13 protein-coding genes and 1 pseudogene are annotated in these 15,015 nt (G+C 71.3%); 9 read left to right on the top strand and 5 right to left on the bottom strand.

What is annotated here, in order from left to right; all coding sequences use genetic code 11:
• Positions 1-330 precede the first annotated feature (330 nt).
• The 5 genes from topA (at position 331) to V8J39_RS09695 (ending at position 6,385) form a co-directional block, all read left to right on the top strand.
• On the top strand, positions 331-2,997 hold the full coding sequence (gene topA, locus V8J39_RS09675) for a type I DNA topoisomerase (RefSeq protein WP_336460678.1): 2,667 nt from the start codon (positions 331-333) through the stop codon (positions 2,995-2,997).
• 136 nt (positions 2,998-3,133) lie between these two features.
• Positions 3,134-3,829, top strand: coding sequence for a CoA transferase subunit A (locus V8J39_RS09680; RefSeq protein WP_336460679.1), 696 nt, complete (start codon positions 3,134-3,136; stop codon positions 3,827-3,829).
• A complete protein-coding gene (locus tag V8J39_RS09685) occupies positions 3,826-4,866 on the top strand; it encodes a GSCFA domain-containing protein (RefSeq protein ID WP_336460680.1) in 1,041 nt (346 codons plus the stop codon). The genes V8J39_RS09680 and V8J39_RS09685 overlap by 4 nt, the downstream gene beginning before the upstream one ends.
• The gene (locus V8J39_RS09690; protein WP_336460681.1) at positions 4,863-5,705 is read left to right on the top strand and encodes a hypothetical protein; all 843 of its coding nucleotides are present in this window, start codon (positions 4,863-4,865) and stop codon (positions 5,703-5,705) included. The genes V8J39_RS09685 and V8J39_RS09690 overlap by 4 nt, the downstream gene beginning before the upstream one ends.
• 50 nt (positions 5,706-5,755) lie before the next feature.
• Positions 5,756-6,385: a 3-oxoacid CoA-transferase subunit B gene (locus tag V8J39_RS09695; protein ID WP_336461194.1), complete on the top strand. Its 630-nt coding sequence runs from the start codon at positions 5,756-5,758 to the stop codon at positions 6,383-6,385.
• Positions 6,386-6,487: 102 nt separating this feature from the next.
• Here V8J39_RS09695 and V8J39_RS09700 read toward each other — a convergent pair whose 3' ends face one another.
• Positions 6,488-7,402 (bottom strand): homocysteine S-methyltransferase family protein, encoded by a 915-nt coding sequence (locus V8J39_RS09700; RefSeq protein WP_336460682.1) that lies wholly within the window; start codon positions 7,400-7,402, stop codon positions 6,488-6,490.
• 204 nt (positions 7,403-7,606) lie between these two features.
• On the opposite strand from V8J39_RS09700, the pseudogene V8J39_RS09705 reads away from it, so the two are divergent.
• Positions 7,607-8,392: pseudogene (locus V8J39_RS09705) on the top strand (IS5 family transposase).
• A gap of 285 nt (positions 8,393-8,677) precedes the next feature.
• On the opposite strand, the gene V8J39_RS09710 reads toward V8J39_RS09705, so the two are convergent.
• Complete coding sequence (locus V8J39_RS09710; RefSeq protein WP_336460683.1) at positions 8,678-8,989, bottom strand: ETC complex I subunit; 312 nt, start codon at positions 8,987-8,989, stop codon at positions 8,678-8,680.
• Between the two features lie 154 nt (positions 8,990-9,143).
• Here V8J39_RS09710 and uvrB point away from each other — a divergent pair, with 154 nt between their 5' ends.
• Together uvrB and V8J39_RS09720 are read left to right on the top strand one after the other, a co-directional pair.
• Complete coding sequence (gene uvrB / locus V8J39_RS09715) at positions 9,144-11,327, top strand: excinuclease ABC subunit UvrB (protein WP_336460684.1); 2,184 nt, start codon at positions 9,144-9,146, stop codon at positions 11,325-11,327.
• A 102-nt stretch (positions 11,328-11,429) separates the two neighbouring features.
• Positions 11,430-12,242 carry a hypothetical protein gene (locus V8J39_RS09720; protein WP_336460685.1) on the top strand — a complete coding sequence of 271 codons (813 nt, stop codon included), beginning with the start codon at positions 11,430-11,432 and terminating at the stop codon, positions 12,240-12,242.
• Here V8J39_RS09720 and V8J39_RS09725 read toward each other — a convergent pair.
• Positions 12,239-12,514 carry a GlsB/YeaQ/YmgE family stress response membrane protein gene (locus V8J39_RS09725; RefSeq protein WP_336460686.1) on the bottom strand — a complete coding sequence of 92 codons (276 nt, stop codon included), beginning with the start codon at positions 12,512-12,514 and terminating at the stop codon, positions 12,239-12,241. The genes V8J39_RS09720 and V8J39_RS09725 overlap by 4 nt on opposite strands.
• A gap of 112 nt (positions 12,515-12,626) precedes the next feature.
• On the opposite strand from V8J39_RS09725, the gene V8J39_RS09730 reads away from it, so the two are divergent.
• The gene (locus V8J39_RS09730) at positions 12,627-12,986 is read left to right on the top strand and encodes a hypothetical protein (protein ID WP_336460687.1); all 360 of its coding nucleotides are present in this window, start codon (positions 12,627-12,629) and stop codon (positions 12,984-12,986) included.
• A gap of 64 nt (positions 12,987-13,050) precedes the next feature.
• On the opposite strand, the gene parA is transcribed toward V8J39_RS09730, so the two are convergent.
• Together parA and V8J39_RS09740 are read right to left on the bottom strand one after the other, a co-directional pair.
• Positions 13,051-13,680 (bottom strand): ParA family partition ATPase, encoded by a 630-nt coding sequence (gene parA, locus V8J39_RS09735; RefSeq protein ID WP_336460688.1) that lies wholly within the window; start codon positions 13,678-13,680, stop codon positions 13,051-13,053.
• Positions 13,681-13,736: 56 nt separating this feature from the next.
• The gene (locus V8J39_RS09740; protein WP_336460689.1) at positions 13,737-15,014 is read right to left on the bottom strand and encodes an OpgC family protein; all 1,278 of its coding nucleotides are present in this window, start codon (positions 15,012-15,014) and stop codon (positions 13,737-13,739) included.
• Between the last annotated feature and the right edge of the window lies 1 nt (position 15,015).

Here is a 15,015-nt window from a genome sequence, read left to right on the forward strand (position 1 = left end):
GGCAGGTGTCCCCGGGCAGGCGCGCCCCGCAAGCCACCCCGCGCGACCGCGCCGCCCGGCCACGGGCGGCGCCCGGCCCAACGCCGGACAAGCGGGCGCGAAGCGGCCGCGCCGCTCCGGTGGCGAAAGCCCCCGCCACGGCCCGCACCCGGCCTCGCCGCCCGGTGCGACGGGGCCGGACACAGCGCCGCAGAACGGACCGGCGCAGGGGCTGGTGCAGGGACGCCCAAGCCGCGCGCCGAAGCCGTTTCGCCCTGCCGCATTGACATTCCGCCCCCCCGCCCCCCATGTTCCCCGACCGAAGTACCGTACCTCCCCGAAGGACCGAGCATGGCCGTTGTCGTCGTCGAATCCCCCGCCAAGGCCAAGACAATCAACAAGTATCTCGGCTCCGACTACACGGTGCTCGCCTCGTTCGGACACGTGCGCGACCTGCCCGCCAAGGACGGCTCGGTCGATCCCGATCACGACTTCGGCATGACCTGGGAGGTCGCGGCGGACAGCAAGAAGCACGTCCGCGCCATCGCCGAGGCGCTCAAGACCGACGACACGCTGATCCTCGCGACCGACCCCGACAGGGAAGGCGAAGCGATCTCGTGGCACCTGCAGGAGGCGCTCGCGAGCTCGATCAAGAAGGGCAAGACCGTCCGGCGCGTGACCTTCAACGCCATCACCAAGGCCGCCGTCACCGAGGCGATGTCAAAGCCCCGCGACGTCGACATGGAACTGGTCGAGGCCTATCTCGCCCGCCGCGCGCTCGACTACCTCGTGGGCTTCAACCTCTCGCCGGTCCTGTGGCGCAAGCTGCCCGGCGCGAAATCCGCCGGCCGGGTGCAGTCGGTCTGCCTGCGCCTCATCGTCGAGCGCGAGATGGAGATCGAGGCCTTCCGCGCCCGCGAATACTGGTCGGTCAAGGCCATCCTCGAAACCCCGCGCGGCCAGAGCTTCGAGGCGCGGCTGACGGTGCTGGGCGGCAAGAAGCTCGACCGCTTCGACATCGCCACCGCCGAGGCCGCCGACCTCGCCGTGCAGGCGATCACCACCCGCGATCTGACCGTGAAGTCGGTCGAGGCCAAGCCCGCCACCCGCAACCCCTACCCGCCCTTCATGACCTCGACCCTGCAGCAGGAGGCCAGCCGCAAGTTCGGCATGGGCGCCAAGGCCTGCATGGCCGCGGCCCAGCGCCTCTACGAGGCCGGCCACATCACCTACATGCGGACCGACGGCATCGACATGGCGCCCGAGGCCGTGACCGCGGCCCGCGCCGCGATCGCCGACCGCTTCGGCGCGGCCTATGTCCCCGACAGCCCGCGCATCTACAAGAACAAGGCCAAGAACGCGCAGGAAGCGCACGAGTGCATCCGCCCGACCGAGATGTCGGCGGCGCCCGACGACCTGCGCCTGGCCGAGGGCGACCAGCGCCGGCTCTACGACCTGATCTGGAAGCGCACCATCGCCAGCCAGATGGCCGCCGCGCGGATGGAGCGCACCACGGTCGACGCAGGCTCGCGCGACGGCGAGGTCGAGCTGCGCGCCACCGGCCAGGTCGTGATGTTCGACGGCTTCCTCAAGGTCTATGACGAGGGCCGCGACGACGACGGCGAAGACGAGGGCCGCCTGCCGCAGATCATGCAGGGCGAGCCGGCGAAGAAGACCGCGATCACGCCCGAGCAGCATTTCACCCAGCCGCCCGCCCGCTACACCGAGGCGACGCTGGTCAAGCGCATGGAAGAGCTGGGCATCGGCCGCCCCTCGACCTATGCCTCGATCGTGACCACGATCCAGGACCGCGACTATGTCCGCAAGGACAAGAACCGCCTGATTCCCGAGGACAAGGGCCGGCTCGTCACCGCCTTCCTCGCCAACTTCTTCCGCCGCTACGTCGAATACGACTTCACCTCGGCGCTCGAGGCCGAGCTTGACGACATCTCGGCCGGCAGCCGCGACTACAAGGAAGTGCTCGCGCGGTTCTGGCGCGACTTCTCGGCCGCGATCTCGGAAACCTCCGAGCTGCGCATCACCGAGGTGCTCGAGAAGCTCGACGAATTCCTCGCCCCGCATCTCTACCCGGCCCGCCCCGACGGCTCGGACCCCAAGGTCTGCCCGGTCTGCGGCGAGGGGCGGCTGAACCTCAAGACCGCCCGCTCGGGCGGCGCCTTCATCGGCTGCTCGAACTATCCCGAGTGCCGCTACACCCGGCCGATCTCGCAGCCGGGCGGCGACGAGGGTTCGGCCATCGGCCCCGACGGCAACCTGCTCGGCCATGACGAGAACGGCCAGCCGATCACGCTGCGCACCGGTCGCTTCGGCCCCTATGTCCAGCGCGGCGAGGCCAGCGAAGAGGTGCCCAAGCCGCCGCGCGCGAGCCTGCCCAAGGGCTGGGCGCCCGAGGATCTGACGCTCGAGAAGGCGCTGATGCTTCTGGGCCTGCCGCGCGAGATCGGCCTGCACCCCGAGGATCAGGCCCGGGTCGAGACCAACATCGGCCGCTTCGGGCCCTATGTGAAGCACAACTCGACCTATGCGAACCTTCCCGATGTCGAGGAGGTCTTCACCATCGGCATGAACCGCGCGGTCGAGCTGCTGGCACAGAAGGCCAGCCGTGGCGCCGGTCGCGGTGCCGCCGCCAAGCCCCTGAAAGAGCTGGGCGAGCATCCCGACGGCGGCCCGCTGCAGGTGATGCCGGGCCGCTACGGCCCCTACGTCAAGTGGGGCAAGGTCAATGCCACCCTCCCCAAGGAGCTGGACCCCGAGACGGTGACGCTCGAGCAAGCGCTCGAGCTGGTGAACGCCAAGGCCAGCAAGGGCGGCAAGAAGGCCGCGCCGAAGAAGGCCGCGGCCAAGAAACCTGCCGCCAAGGCTGCGCCCAAGGCTGCGGCGGGCGACAAGCCGGCCAAGAAGACCGCGGCCAAGAAGCCCGCCGCGAAAAAGGCCGCCACGGGAAAGGCCGCGAAACCGGCGCCCGATACGGCGCAGGCCTCGGATCTCGGCGAGTAACCCCCCGGGACTTCGCGCGAAACGCCGCGCCGCGCTGCGGAGCGGCGATTGACTCCTCGGGCGCGGCGATGAACTCTGTCGTCGATCGCCCCGTCCGGTCGGGCCGGGGCCGCAGAAAGAGTGCGGGAGGCGCAGGATGAAGAAGGTCTATGGCAACGCGGCCGAGGCTCTGGACGGGCTGTTGTTCGACGGCATGCTGATCGCCGCCGGCGGCTTCGGCCTCTGCGGTATCCCCGAGCTGCTGATCGACGCGATCAAGGACGCGGGCACCAAGGACATCACCGTCGCCTCGAACAACTGCGGCGTCGACGATTTCGGCCTCGGGATCCTGCTCAAGACGCGCCAGATCAAGAAGATGATCTCGTCCTATGTCGGCGAGAACGCGGAATTCATGCGCCAGTACCTCTCGGGCGAGCTGGAGCTGGAATTCAACCCGCAGGGCACGCTGGCCGAACGGATGCGCGCCGGCGGCGCCGGGATCCCGGGCTTCTACACCAAGACCGGCGTCGGCACCGTCATCGCCGAGGGCAAGCCGGTGATGAATTTCGACGGCCAGGACTACATCCTGGAACGCGGCATCGTCGCCGACCTGTCGATCGTGAAGGCCTGGAAGGCGGATGAAAGCGGCAACCTCGTGTTCCGCAAGACCGCCCGCAACTTCAACCCGCCCGCCGCCACCTGCGGCAAGGTCTGCGTCGTCGAGGTCGAAGAGATCGTGCCGACCGGCAGCCTCGACCCCGACCACATCCACCTGCCCGGCATCTACGTGCACCGCCTGATCCAGGGCGAACACGAGAAGCGGATCGAGAACCGGACCACGCGCGCGGCATGATCTCGCCCTACCACGATCTTCCGCCCGGCGCGTTCTGGCGGTCGGGCGTGGCCGAGGCCGGCGAGCCGCTGGCCGGATCGCTCTGGCCCGGCCCCGTGCTGCCGGCCGGGGCGCCCATCTTCACCTTCGGCGACCGGCTGGCCGGGGCGCTGCACCGCGGCCTGCACGCCGCCGGCGACCGCGCGATCGAGGCCGAGCCGCCGCCGCCCGACGTCCCGGCCGAGGTGCTGCGCGCCTATGGCTGGGGCCAGGGATCGGCCCGCACCGGCCCGCTGCGCAGCCCGCGCGAGCTGGCCGAGATCCTGGGCGAGATCGTCGGCCGCCGCGCGCCGGGCGACGTGATCCGCACGCTCGGCTCCGGCCGCGCCGCCGACCTGCGCCGCCCCGGCGTCGAGCCTGCGGGCTTCGACAGCGCCGAGGAGGCGCTCGAGGCGCGCACCCAGCACCTCGCCGCCATCGCCGAGGGGCTGTCCGGGGCGGCGGCGGTGGTGCTGTGCCTGTCCCGCGCGACGCCGCTGCGCGACCCTTCGATCCGCGCGGGCCTGCCCGACGAGGCGCGCGCCCTGGTGCCGGGCCTGCGTGCCGCGCACCGGCCCCGGCCCGACCAGGCGCTGTCGGACCTCGCGGCGGTCTGGCGCGACCTGCGCACGCTCGCCCCCGAGGCGCGGCTGCTGCTGTGCCTCTCGCCCGACACTGGCCCGAGGGCGGGCGCCGAGGCCGGCGCGCAGCAGGCGGTGCTGCGGCTGGCGATGGCCCGTCTGGCCGCGCGCGCCGGGCGCGTGTCCTACCTGCCGCTGCACGAGCTGTTCACCGCGCCGGGCCAGGTCGGCCGGATGCTGGGCCCCGACGGCTGCCCGACCGCGACCGCGATCGACGGCTTCCGCCGCATGGTCTTCGGCACCCTGCCCGTGCCCCGGGCCGCCGACCCGGTCATGGCCGACCCGGAAACGGCCGAACCGGAGATGGCCGAGCCGTCCGACGACCTCGCCTGCGAAGAGGCGCTGTACGAAGCCTTCTCGCCGCGGGGGCAGGCGTGATGCGGCTCCTGGTGCTGGGCTCCTCGCAGGCGGCGGCGCTGGCGCTCGGGCGCGACGCCTTCACCGCGATCGCCCCGGCGACCGAGCTGACCTTCTTCGCCCTGCCCGGCGCCAGCTGGTCGCGCACCCGCATCGACGAGGCCGGCCGCCTCGGGCCGGCGCCGGACGACCGCTTCGGCCTGCGCAAGGCCGCCGAGTGGAACGGCTGCGAACGCATCGGCCTGCAGGGCTTCGACCACATCGCGGTCTCGGCCGCGCGGTTCCACCTCTACTACCTTGCCCGGCTGATGCGCGCGGTGGACATCCACGGGCTGCCCGCCACCGGCGCGTTGCCGCGGATCTCGCGCGCGATGCTCAGCGACACGCTCGCGGCCTGGGTGCGCGAGGACCTCGCCGCCCTGCGCACCCGCCTGCCGGTCGGCGTGCCGGTGACGATGATCGCCGTGCCCTACCCGCTGGCCGCGACCGACCGGCCCGGCCCCAGCGCCGAGCCCGGGCTGGCGCGGCTGCGCCGCCACCCCGCCGCACCCGAGATCGAGCGCGACTACGACGCGGCCGTGGCCGGCGTGCTCTCGGCCGCCGGGATCGGCTGGATGGCGCAGCCCGACGCCACCCGCGCCGGCCCCTTCGCCACCGACGACGGCTTCGCCCGCCCCGGCGCGCTCGAGGCCGAGAAGCCGGACCTGCGCCATGTCGGCGCCGACTATGGCCGCATGGTGATGGCCGCTCTGGCCCGGCGGCTCGGCGGCGCACCGCCCGGGTCGCTGGCCGACATCGGGCCCGGGCCGCTGCCCGGACCGCTTTCGAAACCGCTTTCCGCCACGGCGGGACCGCCCTAACCCTTTCGCATGGACGCCGCGCGACCGACGCGGCGATGGAGGACGACAAGATGCCCTGGGACCGCAACCAGATCGCCGCCCGCGCCGCCAAGGAGCTGCAGGACGGCATGTACGTCAACCTCGGCATCGGCATCCCGACGCTGGTGTCGAACTACATCCCCGACGGCATGACCGTGACCCTGCAGTCCGAGAACGGCATGCTGGGCATGGGGCCGTTCCCGACCGAGGACAAGGTCGATCCCGACCTGATCAACGCCGGCAAGCAGACCATCACCGAGCTGCCGCACTCGGCCTATTTCGACAGCGCGCAAAGCTTCGCGATGATCCGCGGCGGCAAGATCGCGATGGCGATCCTCGGCGCGATGGAGGTCTCCGAGAAGGGCGACCTCGCGAACTGGATGATCCCCGGCAAGCTCGTCAAGGGCATGGGCGGCGCGATGGACCTGGTGGCGGGCGTCGGCCGCGTGGTGGTGGTGATGGACCACACCAACAAGGCGGGCGAATCGAAGGTGCTGAAAGAGTGCACGCTGCCGCTGACCGGGCTGGCCGTCGTCGACCGGATCATCACCAACCTCGGGGTTCTCGACGTGGTCGAGGGCGGGCTGAAGATCGTCGAGACCGCCGAGGGCGTGACCGAGGCAGAGCTGCGCGCGGCCACCCAGGCGACCCTCGTCGACTGATCCCGCCCGGCTGCCCCCGCCCGGCCGTCCTGGCCGGGGATACCCCCGCGACCGGCGCCCCGGCGCCCATCGCGCGGGGTGCGGGCCCGCCCCCTCCCGCGCTCAGCCGCGCCGCGCCGCCAGGCGCCCCGCCGCCGCCCGCAGGTGGCGCAGGTCGGTGCCGCAACAGCCCCCGAACACCGCGAGCGCCGGCAGCGGCCCGGCCAGCGCCGCAAGCTGCTCGGCAAGCTCGTCCGGGTCGCCCGCGTCGAGCGTCTCGCTGGCATCCAGCTCGGCATGGCTGCGGCGCGAGGCATTGGCGACGACGCCGGCCAGCAGGCCCTGCCAGGCGCCACCGTCGAAGGCCCGGGCGATGTGGTCGGGATGGGCGCAGTTGACCATGATCGCCGCCGGCGCCGCGCCCTCGGCCAGCGCCTCGACGGCCGCCCCCAGCGCGGTTCCGTCGGCAAGCCGCCCATCGGTCTCGACCGTGTAGGAGATCAGCGCCGGAAGCCCCGCCGCCGCCGCCGCCCGCGCGATCCCGAGCGCCTCGCCCACCGCGCCCAGCGTGTAGGCGCTGACCAGGTCCGCCCCGGCGGCGCGCGCGGCCTCGATCTGCGGCCGGTGGTAGGCGGCAGAGGTCTCGGCCGCGGCCATGCCCGGCCGGTAGCCATCGCCCCGCGGCCCGATCTGCACGCTGACCCGGGTCGCGACGGCGCCCGCCGCCCCGGCCGCCTCGCGGGCAAGCGCGACCGCCGCGCGCGTGACCCGCGGCAGATCCTCGGCCGCATAGCCCACCACCGCCGCCCGGTCGGGATTGGCCATCCAGGTCGGCGTGTCCAGCAGGATGCCGGCGCCGGTCTCGGCCCCGATCGCGATCAGCTCGGCGTAATACCGGGCCAGCCTTGCCCGCCCCTCGGCGCTGTCGATCATCGGGAAAGCCGCGAAGCCCGGCAGCTCGACGCCCTGGTTGAAGATCAGGTCGGTCTCCATCCCGGTCCAGGCGATCCAGGGGCGGTCAGTCGCAAGCACCGTCATTGCGGTCACCTCTGCCGGGGCGGGATCGCGGCAGGCTAGCACCGCCCCCCGGCCCGGCGCCGCGAATCGGGTCAGCGCCGCAGACCTTCCGCGCCCCGCCCCGGATCTCGCCCGGCGCCGCATGGACAGCCTCGCTTTCTGGACTCCAGACCCATTGAGTTCAGGCTCTTGGCGTGGTTCAGGCTCCGCAAGGAGAGCTGATCGATGAGCAATCTTTTCTGGCCGAGCGATGCCCGGATGGAGCGGCTACGCCCCTTCTTCCCAAAGAGCCACGCACAGACGACCGACCTGTGCTGAGCGGGATAAATATTCATCAATCTCAATGGATTGCGTTGGCGTGACGCTCCGAAGGAATACGGACCAAGGCCCTTTACAACCGGTGGAAGCGCTGGAGCGACGACCGGGTCTTTGCCCGGATCATGGTTGGCCCGGCCGCCGAGCGCGCCGAACACAAGACGATCATGATTGAAGCGACCTACCTCAAGGCACACCGCACGGCGTCGAGCCTGTGCGTAAAAAAGGGGGGCGCGGACGGCAGATCGGGCGGAGTGCGAGGGTAAGGAAACGATCCGGGGGATCGGTTCCCCGAGCACGGCGGCATGAAAACCAAGCTGCACGCCGTTGCCGATGCCAAGGGGCGTCCGATCGGGTGCTTCATGTCGGCCGGCCAGGTCAGCGGCCACACCGGCACGACCGTGCTGCTGCATAGCCCACCGAAGGCGGGGTGGCTGCTGGCCGACAGGGGCTATGACGCCGATTGGTTTAGAGATGCATTGAAAGACAAGGGGGATAAAGGTCTGCATCCCCGGCCGCAAGTTCCGCAAGAAGGCCGTCAAACATGACAAGCGGCGCTACAAACGGCGCAACCGCATCGAGATCATATTCGACAGGCTCAAGGACTGGCGGCGCGTCGCCACCCGATACGACCGATGCCCGGAGACCTTCTTCCCAGCCATCATGCTCGCCGCAACCGTCGTGTTCTGGCTCTGAAACGCAATGTGTCTGGACCCTAGCGCTTCAGTTCTGCCGCACCTCGTATGATTGACTGACAGCTCCGGCACACGAGAAAGACGAGTAGCCGGCAGCCCCCCTACGTTGCCACTCCTCTAGGGGCGCGGTCTGTCGCCCGCATGACGCGATCACGCAAACGAAAAAGGCAGCCCACAGGCTGCCCTCGTGTCATCAATCACTTGCGCAAACCATGCCCGCAGCAGGGTCACAACTTGCCGCAGCCGGTACCAGCTTTGCCCCGGACTACAGCCCCGAACTACACAGTCAGTGCGTCCAGGCGCCGCGCCGGTCGGTGGCGAAGTTCTCGCCATAGCCGCGCGCGCGGATGTTCGCCTTGCGCTTGTTCGGCTCCTGCACCGACACCTCGATCCCGTTCTCGCGGGCGTAATCCTCGGCCGCCTCGCGGGTCTCGAAGCGCAGGCGGACCTGGGTCTGGGTATCCGCGCTCGAGGTCCAGCCCATCAGCGGATCGATCTCGCGCGCGGCGCCTTGCGCGAATTCCAGCACCCAGCCATGGGTCCGGGCGGTGCCCGACTGCATCGCGGTCTTCGACGGCTGATAGATCCGGGCGCGCATGGAATCCTCCCCTAGGCACAGGACGTTGCCCCCTTATCGAAAATCGCGCGCCCCCGCGCAAGCCCCGCGGGGACGCGCCCGCCCCTTGAACCGGAACAAAATAAGATCAAATGTGGGATCGCCCCAGCCCGTCCCGAGCCCGCGAGTCCCCCCGATGCCGCACAACAACGCCAACCTGCCGATGCATCGCCCCGACGTGCTCACCCGCCCCAAGCTCGAGGGCGGGCGCGCCTTCCGGATGCAGACCGCCTTCGCCCCGGCGGGCGACCAGCCGACCGCGATCGCCGAGCTGTCGGCCGGCGTCACCGCGGGCGAGCGCGACCAGGTCCTGCTGGGCGCGACCGGCACCGGCAAGACCTTCACCATGGCCAAGATCATCGAGGAGACGCAGCGCCCCGCGATCATCCTGGCGCCCAACAAGACCCTCGCCGCCCAGCTCTACGGCGAGTTCAAGGGCTTCTTCCCCGACAACTCGGTCGAGTATTTCGTCAGCTACTACGACTACTACCAGCCCGAGGCCTACGTGCCGCGGACCGACACCTTCATCGAGAAGGAAAGCCAGATCAACGAACAGATCGACCGGATGCGCCACTCGGCCACCCGCGCGCTGCTCGAGCGCGACGACGTCATCATCGTGGCCTCGGTCAGCTGCATCTACGGCATCGGCTCGGTCGAGACCTATTCGGCCATGACCCAGGACCTGCAGGTCGGCGGCCTGTACGACCAGCGCAAGTTCATCGCCGAACTGATCGCCCAGGCCTACAAGCGGCTCGACGCGGCCTTCGTGCGCGGCAGCTTCCGGGTCCGCGGCGACGTGGTCGAACTGTGGCCCGCCCACCTTGAGGACCGTGCCTGGCGGTTCTCGTTCTTCGGCGAAGAGCTGGAGGGCATCACCGAGTTCGACCCGCTGACCGGGGCCAGGACCGACACGTTCAAGCAGATCCGCATCTACGCCAACAGCCACTACGTCACCCCGCGCCCGACGATGCAGCAGGCGGTGAAGGGCATCAAGAAAGAGCTGTTCGACCGCCTCAAGCAGCTGAACGAAGAGGGCAAGCTGCTCGAGGCGCAGCGGCTCGAGCAGCGCACCAACTTCGACATCGAGATGCTCGAGGCGACCGGCGTGTGCAACGGGATCGAGAACTACTCGCGCTACCTCACCGGGCGCGCACCGGGCGAGCCGCCGCCGACGCTGTTCGAGTTCATCCCCGACAACGCCATCGTCTTCGCCGACGAAAGCCACGTCTCGGTGCCGCAGATCGGCGGCATGTACCGCGGCGACTACCGGCGCAAGTTCACCCTGGCCGAACACGGCTTCCGGCTGCCCTCGTGCATGGACAACCGCCCGCTGAAGTTCGAGGAATGGGACGCGATGCGCCCGCAGTCGGTCTTCGTCTCGGCCACCCCGGCACCGTGGGAGCTCGAGCAGACCGGCGGCGTCTTCACCGAACAGGTGATCCGCCCCACCGGCCTTCTCGACCCGATGGTCGAGATCCGCCCCGTCTCGATGCAGGTCGACGACCTTCTGGACGAGATCCGCAAGGTCTCGGCCCAGGGCTTCCGCACGCTGTGCACGGTGCTGACCAAGCGCATGGCCGAGGACCTGACCGAATACCTGCACGAACAGGGCATCCGCGTGCGCTACATGCACTCCGACATCGACACGATCGAGCGGATCGAGATCCTGCGCGACCTGCGGCTGGGGGCCTTCGACGTGCTGATCGGCATCAACCTGCTGCGCGAGGGGCTCGACATCCCCGAATGCGGGCTGGTCGCGATCCTCGACGCCGACAAGGAGGGGTTCCTGCGTTCGGAAACCTCGCTGATCCAGACCATCGGCCGCGCCGCGCGCAACGCCGAGGGCCGCGTGATCATGTATGCCGACCGCATCACCGGCTCGATGGAACGCGCGATGCGCGAAACCGACCGGCGGCGCGAGAAGCAGCAGGCCTACAACCTCGAACACGGCATCACCCCCGCCACGGTGAAGAAGAACGTCGAGGACGTGCTGCAGGGCCTGTGGCAGGGCGACACCGACCAGAGCCGGATCACCACCAAGGTCGACAAGCCGATGGTCGGCGCGAACCTTGCCGCGCATCTCGACAGCCTGCGCGCGCAGATGCGCAAGGCGGCCGAGAACCTCGAGTTCGAGGAGGCCGCGCGCCTGCGCGACGAGGTCAAGCGGCTCGAGGCGGTGGAGCTTGCGGTCTCGGACGACCCGATGGCGCGCCAGTCGGCGATCGATGCGGCGGCCGAGGCGGCGGTGAAGACGCAGGGCCGCTCGACCGCCGGCCGCCCGGGCCAGCGCGGCGGCGTCAAGCGGCGCGGGCGTGGCTGAACCGCCGCGCCCCGGCCCCGCCGCCGGCGCCGCCCCACCAAGGTAAACGAACCGTTAACTTTCCCTTCGCATCCTGTCCCGACCGGGGTGAGGAAGGAAAGAATGATGCAGATCGCTGAAAGACTTGCGCCGCGACCTTCGGGTGGGCCGCGGCCTGACCGGCGTGGCCGTGGCGGCAAGCGTGGCCGCGGCGCCCGGCTCGGCCTCGGCCTTTCGCTCGGGCTCGGGCTTCTGGTCCCGGCGGGTCCCGCCGCGGCCGGTCCCTGGCCGCGCGACCGCGGCGCGACCTTCCTGTCCTTCGGCCAGGAAAGCGGGCGCAGCGGCGACTGGACCAGCCTCTACGGCGAATACGGCCTGACCGGGACGCTGACGCTGGGGGTCGACGGCGGCGTCACCGATGCCGGCGACGGGATCGCGATCGTGTTCCTGCAATCGGCCTTCGGCGCGCCCGACGCCCGCCACCGCTTCACCGCCTCGCTCGGGATCGGCGCCTCGCGCAGCGACGACCGGGTGACGCCGGTGATGCAGGGCGCGGGCTCCTGGGGCTTCGGCTTCGACGCCGCGCCCGGCCCGGCCTGGTTCGCCCTCGACACCAAGCTGCGCCTGATCCCGGGCGAGGGCGACCCCGTCGTCATCTCGCAAAGCGCAAGCTACCAGGAGGTGCTGACCCCGGTGACGCTGGCCGCGGTGCTGAAGACCGATGCCACGCTCGGCGTGGCGACCGCGGGCGGCAACCGGCTCTGGATCGCGCAGCTCCAGCTCGAGGACAGCTCGGCCACGCCGCTTTCGGCCCGGCTCGCCACCTCGGTCGTGCAGAAGATCGCCGGCCCGCTGCGCGGCGAGCTGGGGCTGATCACCCCGCTCGACGGCGACAGCGAGACGGCGGTGAAGCTCGGCCTCTGGGTCGAGTTCTAGCGGAAGATCAGCGCGCCAAGGCCCAGCAGCACCGCCGCGCCCACCAGTGCCGCCAGCACCAGCGCGACCACCCCGGCCGCGGCCACCGCCGTCACGCCCGCGAGCGCCAGCACCACCGGCGCGACCAGCGCGCCGATCACCCCCAGCACCATGAACTTCACCCGGTTGCGCCCGGTCACCAGCCCGGCGAACCAGCCCGCCAGCAACCCCACGACCGCCAGCAGCACCAGCGCCGTGACCCCGAAGGCCTGCAAGATCCCGTCCGCTTCCATTTCCGTCTCCCGTCCGATGACGCCCGGATCGCGGCCTTGTGCGCGCCGGAGCCTTGGCCGCGACCCCGCCGCCATGCTTCCCTGCAACCGCCGACCCGCCCCGAGGTTCCCGATGCCGCACCGCCAGCCCGCCGCCGCCCGTACCACCTGCCGCGACGCCCCCCGCCGCGCCACCGCGCTGACCGCCGCCCTGCCCGCCGCCCTTCTGGCCTGTGCCGCGGGCCTCGCCGGCCCGGCCGCCGCCTCCAGCGACGACGCCTGGCAGGCGTTCCGCCAGCAGGTCGCCGACAGCTGCGCCGCCCTGGTCACCGACCCCGGCGAGGTCACGACCGAGGTCGCGCCCTTCGGCTCCGAAAGCTACGGCGCGGCGATCGTGACCCTCGCCTCCGCCGCCGGCACCGACCGCATGATCTGCATCCTCGACAAGGCCACCGGCACGGCCGAGCTGACGGGCCCCCTGCCCCCCGGCTGATCCGGCCCTCGACTTTGTCCAAATATCCCCGCCGGAGGCTCCGCCCCCGCCACGGGCCGCGCGCTCAGAGCAGCGCCTCGACCTCGGCCGCCAGCCGCTCGACCTCGTCCGAGGCCGGGCCGCGGCGCGCGGTCTCCTGCACCCCAAGCCCCTCGCCCAGGGTCGAGGCATAGGCGACGCGATAGGCCAGCCGCGCCTCGGCCAGCGCCGCCGACAGCTCGCGCGCCGCCGCCGCCACCTCCTCGGCCAGCCTGGTCCCGGCCTTGGCGCGGTTCAGCACCACCGTCGCGCGCTTGCCCTCGCGCCCGGCCAGGTCCAGCACGCCCTCCGTCGCCCAAAGATCGACATGGCTCGAGGCGACCGGGATCAGCACCAGATCCGCCTCGCGCAGCGCCGGGCGCAGGTCGGCATCGACCTTGGGCGGCGTGTCGATGATCACGTAATCGGCGCTGCGGCGCAGCTTCTCGCATTCGTAGCTGACCCCCCAGGCCGACGAGGTCGAGAACTCGATCCCCGCGTCGCCCAGCCGGTCGCGCCGCGCCATGAACCACCGCCCGAGGCTGCCCTGCGGATCGGTGTCCAGCACCGCCACCCGGCGCCCCTGGCGCGCGAAGGCCACCGCGAGGTTGACCGCGATCGTGGTCTTGCCGCTGCCGCCCTTCTGCTGGGCCACCGCAATCACCTTGCCGACCATCGTCCCGCCTCCGCCCGGTTGCCGCAGTGCAGCTTAGGCCGGTTTCGGCGGCGCCGTCAGCGATTCGCGGCGAGTGCGGCGCGCATCCGCGCCTGCTCGGCGCGCCGCCGCCGGGCGCTGGTCTCCTTGACCCGCGCGACCAGGTACTGGATCCCCAGCCCCGCCGCGATCACCGCCGTGTCGAGATCCAGCCCCTCGACCCCCAGCGCCACCGCCCGCGCCTTGGCCACCTGCGCCGCGAAGGCCAGCACCGTGCCCAGCGCGAAGACCGTCAGCCCGTGCCGGCCCAGCGTCGCCAGCGGCTCGGCCCAGCGGCTGGCACAGGCCGCGCGCACCTGCGGCAGCGCCGACAGCAGGTAGGCCAGCGCCAGGAAATGCACCAGCCGCGGCCCCGAGACGAAGGTCTTGTCATAGTCGAACAGGAAATCCGGCGCCGCCGTGTCGCGAAGACTGAACATCACCTCGTTCAGCCGCGCCCCCAGCGCATCCCATTGCGCCCACAGCAGGATGACCGCCACGATCGCGGCGGCCACCGCGATCCGCGCCGGCGTCGCCGCCACGAAGGCCCGCCCGCCCTTGGCCGCGATCCCGGTCAGCAGGCCCAGCACGAACAGCAGCTGCCAGGACAGCGGGTTGAAGAACCAGATCGACTCGACCGGCCAGGTCGGCAGCCCGATCCGCCACGCCCCCGCCCCCAGCCAGGCCACGATCGACGCCGCCAGCAGCGTGCGCGGCACCCGCCAGGCCGCCACCAGCAGCAGCGGCGTCGCCATCAGCAGCAGCGCGTAGATCGGCAGGATGTTCATGTAGCCAAGCTGATGCGACAGCACCGCCAGACCGATCCAGCCGCGCAGCGGGTCGTCGATCAGCGTGGCCACGTTGTTTTCCTGCACCATCGCCTCGGTGCCCAGCCACAGCGCCCCCGCGGCCGAGATCCCGAGCGCGATCACCGTGCCCGCAAGGTGCACGAGATACAGCGTCCAGGCCCGCCGCCAGGGCCGCTTGACGCCCTGCCAGCTGAACCCCTGCGCCAGCCGCGGCCCATAGGCCAGCGCCGCCGCGACGCCCGACATGAAGACGAAGCCCTCGGCCGCGTCCGAGAAGCCGAAATTGCGGTTGGTGAAGGCCTCGTAGGCATTGCCGGGCACGTGGTTGATGAAGATCATCACCAGCGCGAGCCCGCGCAGCACGTCCAGCCGCGGATCCCGCCGCGCCGCCGCGGAACCGCCCGGGGACTTGGGCGCCTGTTTGGGCGCCGTCGCGCCGCGCGAGACGGCCGGGCGGCCGGGACCGGCCCCCGTGGTCGCCGGTCCGCTCGGGGCGCTGTCGGCCATG

Origin of the sequence: Frigidibacter sp. MR17.24 (assembly GCF_037095655.1) — a bacterium.
Taxonomy (GTDB): domain Bacteria; phylum Pseudomonadota; class Alphaproteobacteria; order Rhodobacterales; family Rhodobacteraceae; genus Frigidibacter.

What these genes read in the sequence shown, in the direction of transcription:
- uvrB (WP_336460684.1), top strand. Translation starts at nt 9,144, where the DNA reads ATGCCGCACAACAACGCCAACCTGCCGATGCATCGCCCCGACGTGCTC.
- V8J39_RS09695 (WP_336461194.1), top strand. Translation starts at nt 5,756, where the DNA reads ATGCCCTGGGACCGCAACCAGATCGCCGCCCGCGCCGCCAAGGAGCTG.
- V8J39_RS09710 (WP_336460683.1), bottom strand. Translation starts at nt 8,989, where the DNA reads ATGCGCGCCCGGATCTATCAGCCGTCGAAGACCGCGATGCAGTCGGGC.
- parA (WP_336460688.1), bottom strand. Translation starts at nt 13,680, where the DNA reads ATGGTCGGCAAGGTGATTGCGGTGGCCCAGCAGAAGGGCGGCAGCGGC.
- V8J39_RS09720 (WP_336460685.1), top strand. Translation starts at nt 11,430, where the DNA reads ATGATGCAGATCGCTGAAAGACTTGCGCCGCGACCTTCGGGTGGGCCG.
- V8J39_RS09740 (WP_336460689.1), bottom strand. Translation starts at nt 15,014, where the DNA reads ATGGCCGACAGCGCCCCGAGCGGACCGGCGACCACGGGGGCCGGTCCC.
- V8J39_RS09725 (WP_336460686.1), bottom strand. Translation starts at nt 12,514, where the DNA reads ATGGAAGCGGACGGGATCTTGCAGGCCTTCGGGGTCACGGCGCTGGTG.
- topA (WP_336460678.1), top strand. Translation starts at nt 331, where the DNA reads ATGGCCGTTGTCGTCGTCGAATCCCCCGCCAAGGCCAAGACAATCAAC.
- V8J39_RS09700 (WP_336460682.1), bottom strand. Translation starts at nt 7,402, where the DNA reads ATGACGGTGCTTGCGACTGACCGCCCCTGGATCGCCTGGACCGGGATG.
- V8J39_RS09685 (WP_336460680.1), top strand. Translation starts at nt 3,826, where the DNA reads ATGATCTCGCCCTACCACGATCTTCCGCCCGGCGCGTTCTGGCGGTCG.
- V8J39_RS09680 (WP_336460679.1), top strand. Translation starts at nt 3,134, where the DNA reads ATGAAGAAGGTCTATGGCAACGCGGCCGAGGCTCTGGACGGGCTGTTG.
- V8J39_RS09730 (WP_336460687.1), top strand. Translation starts at nt 12,627, where the DNA reads ATGCCGCACCGCCAGCCCGCCGCCGCCCGTACCACCTGCCGCGACGCC.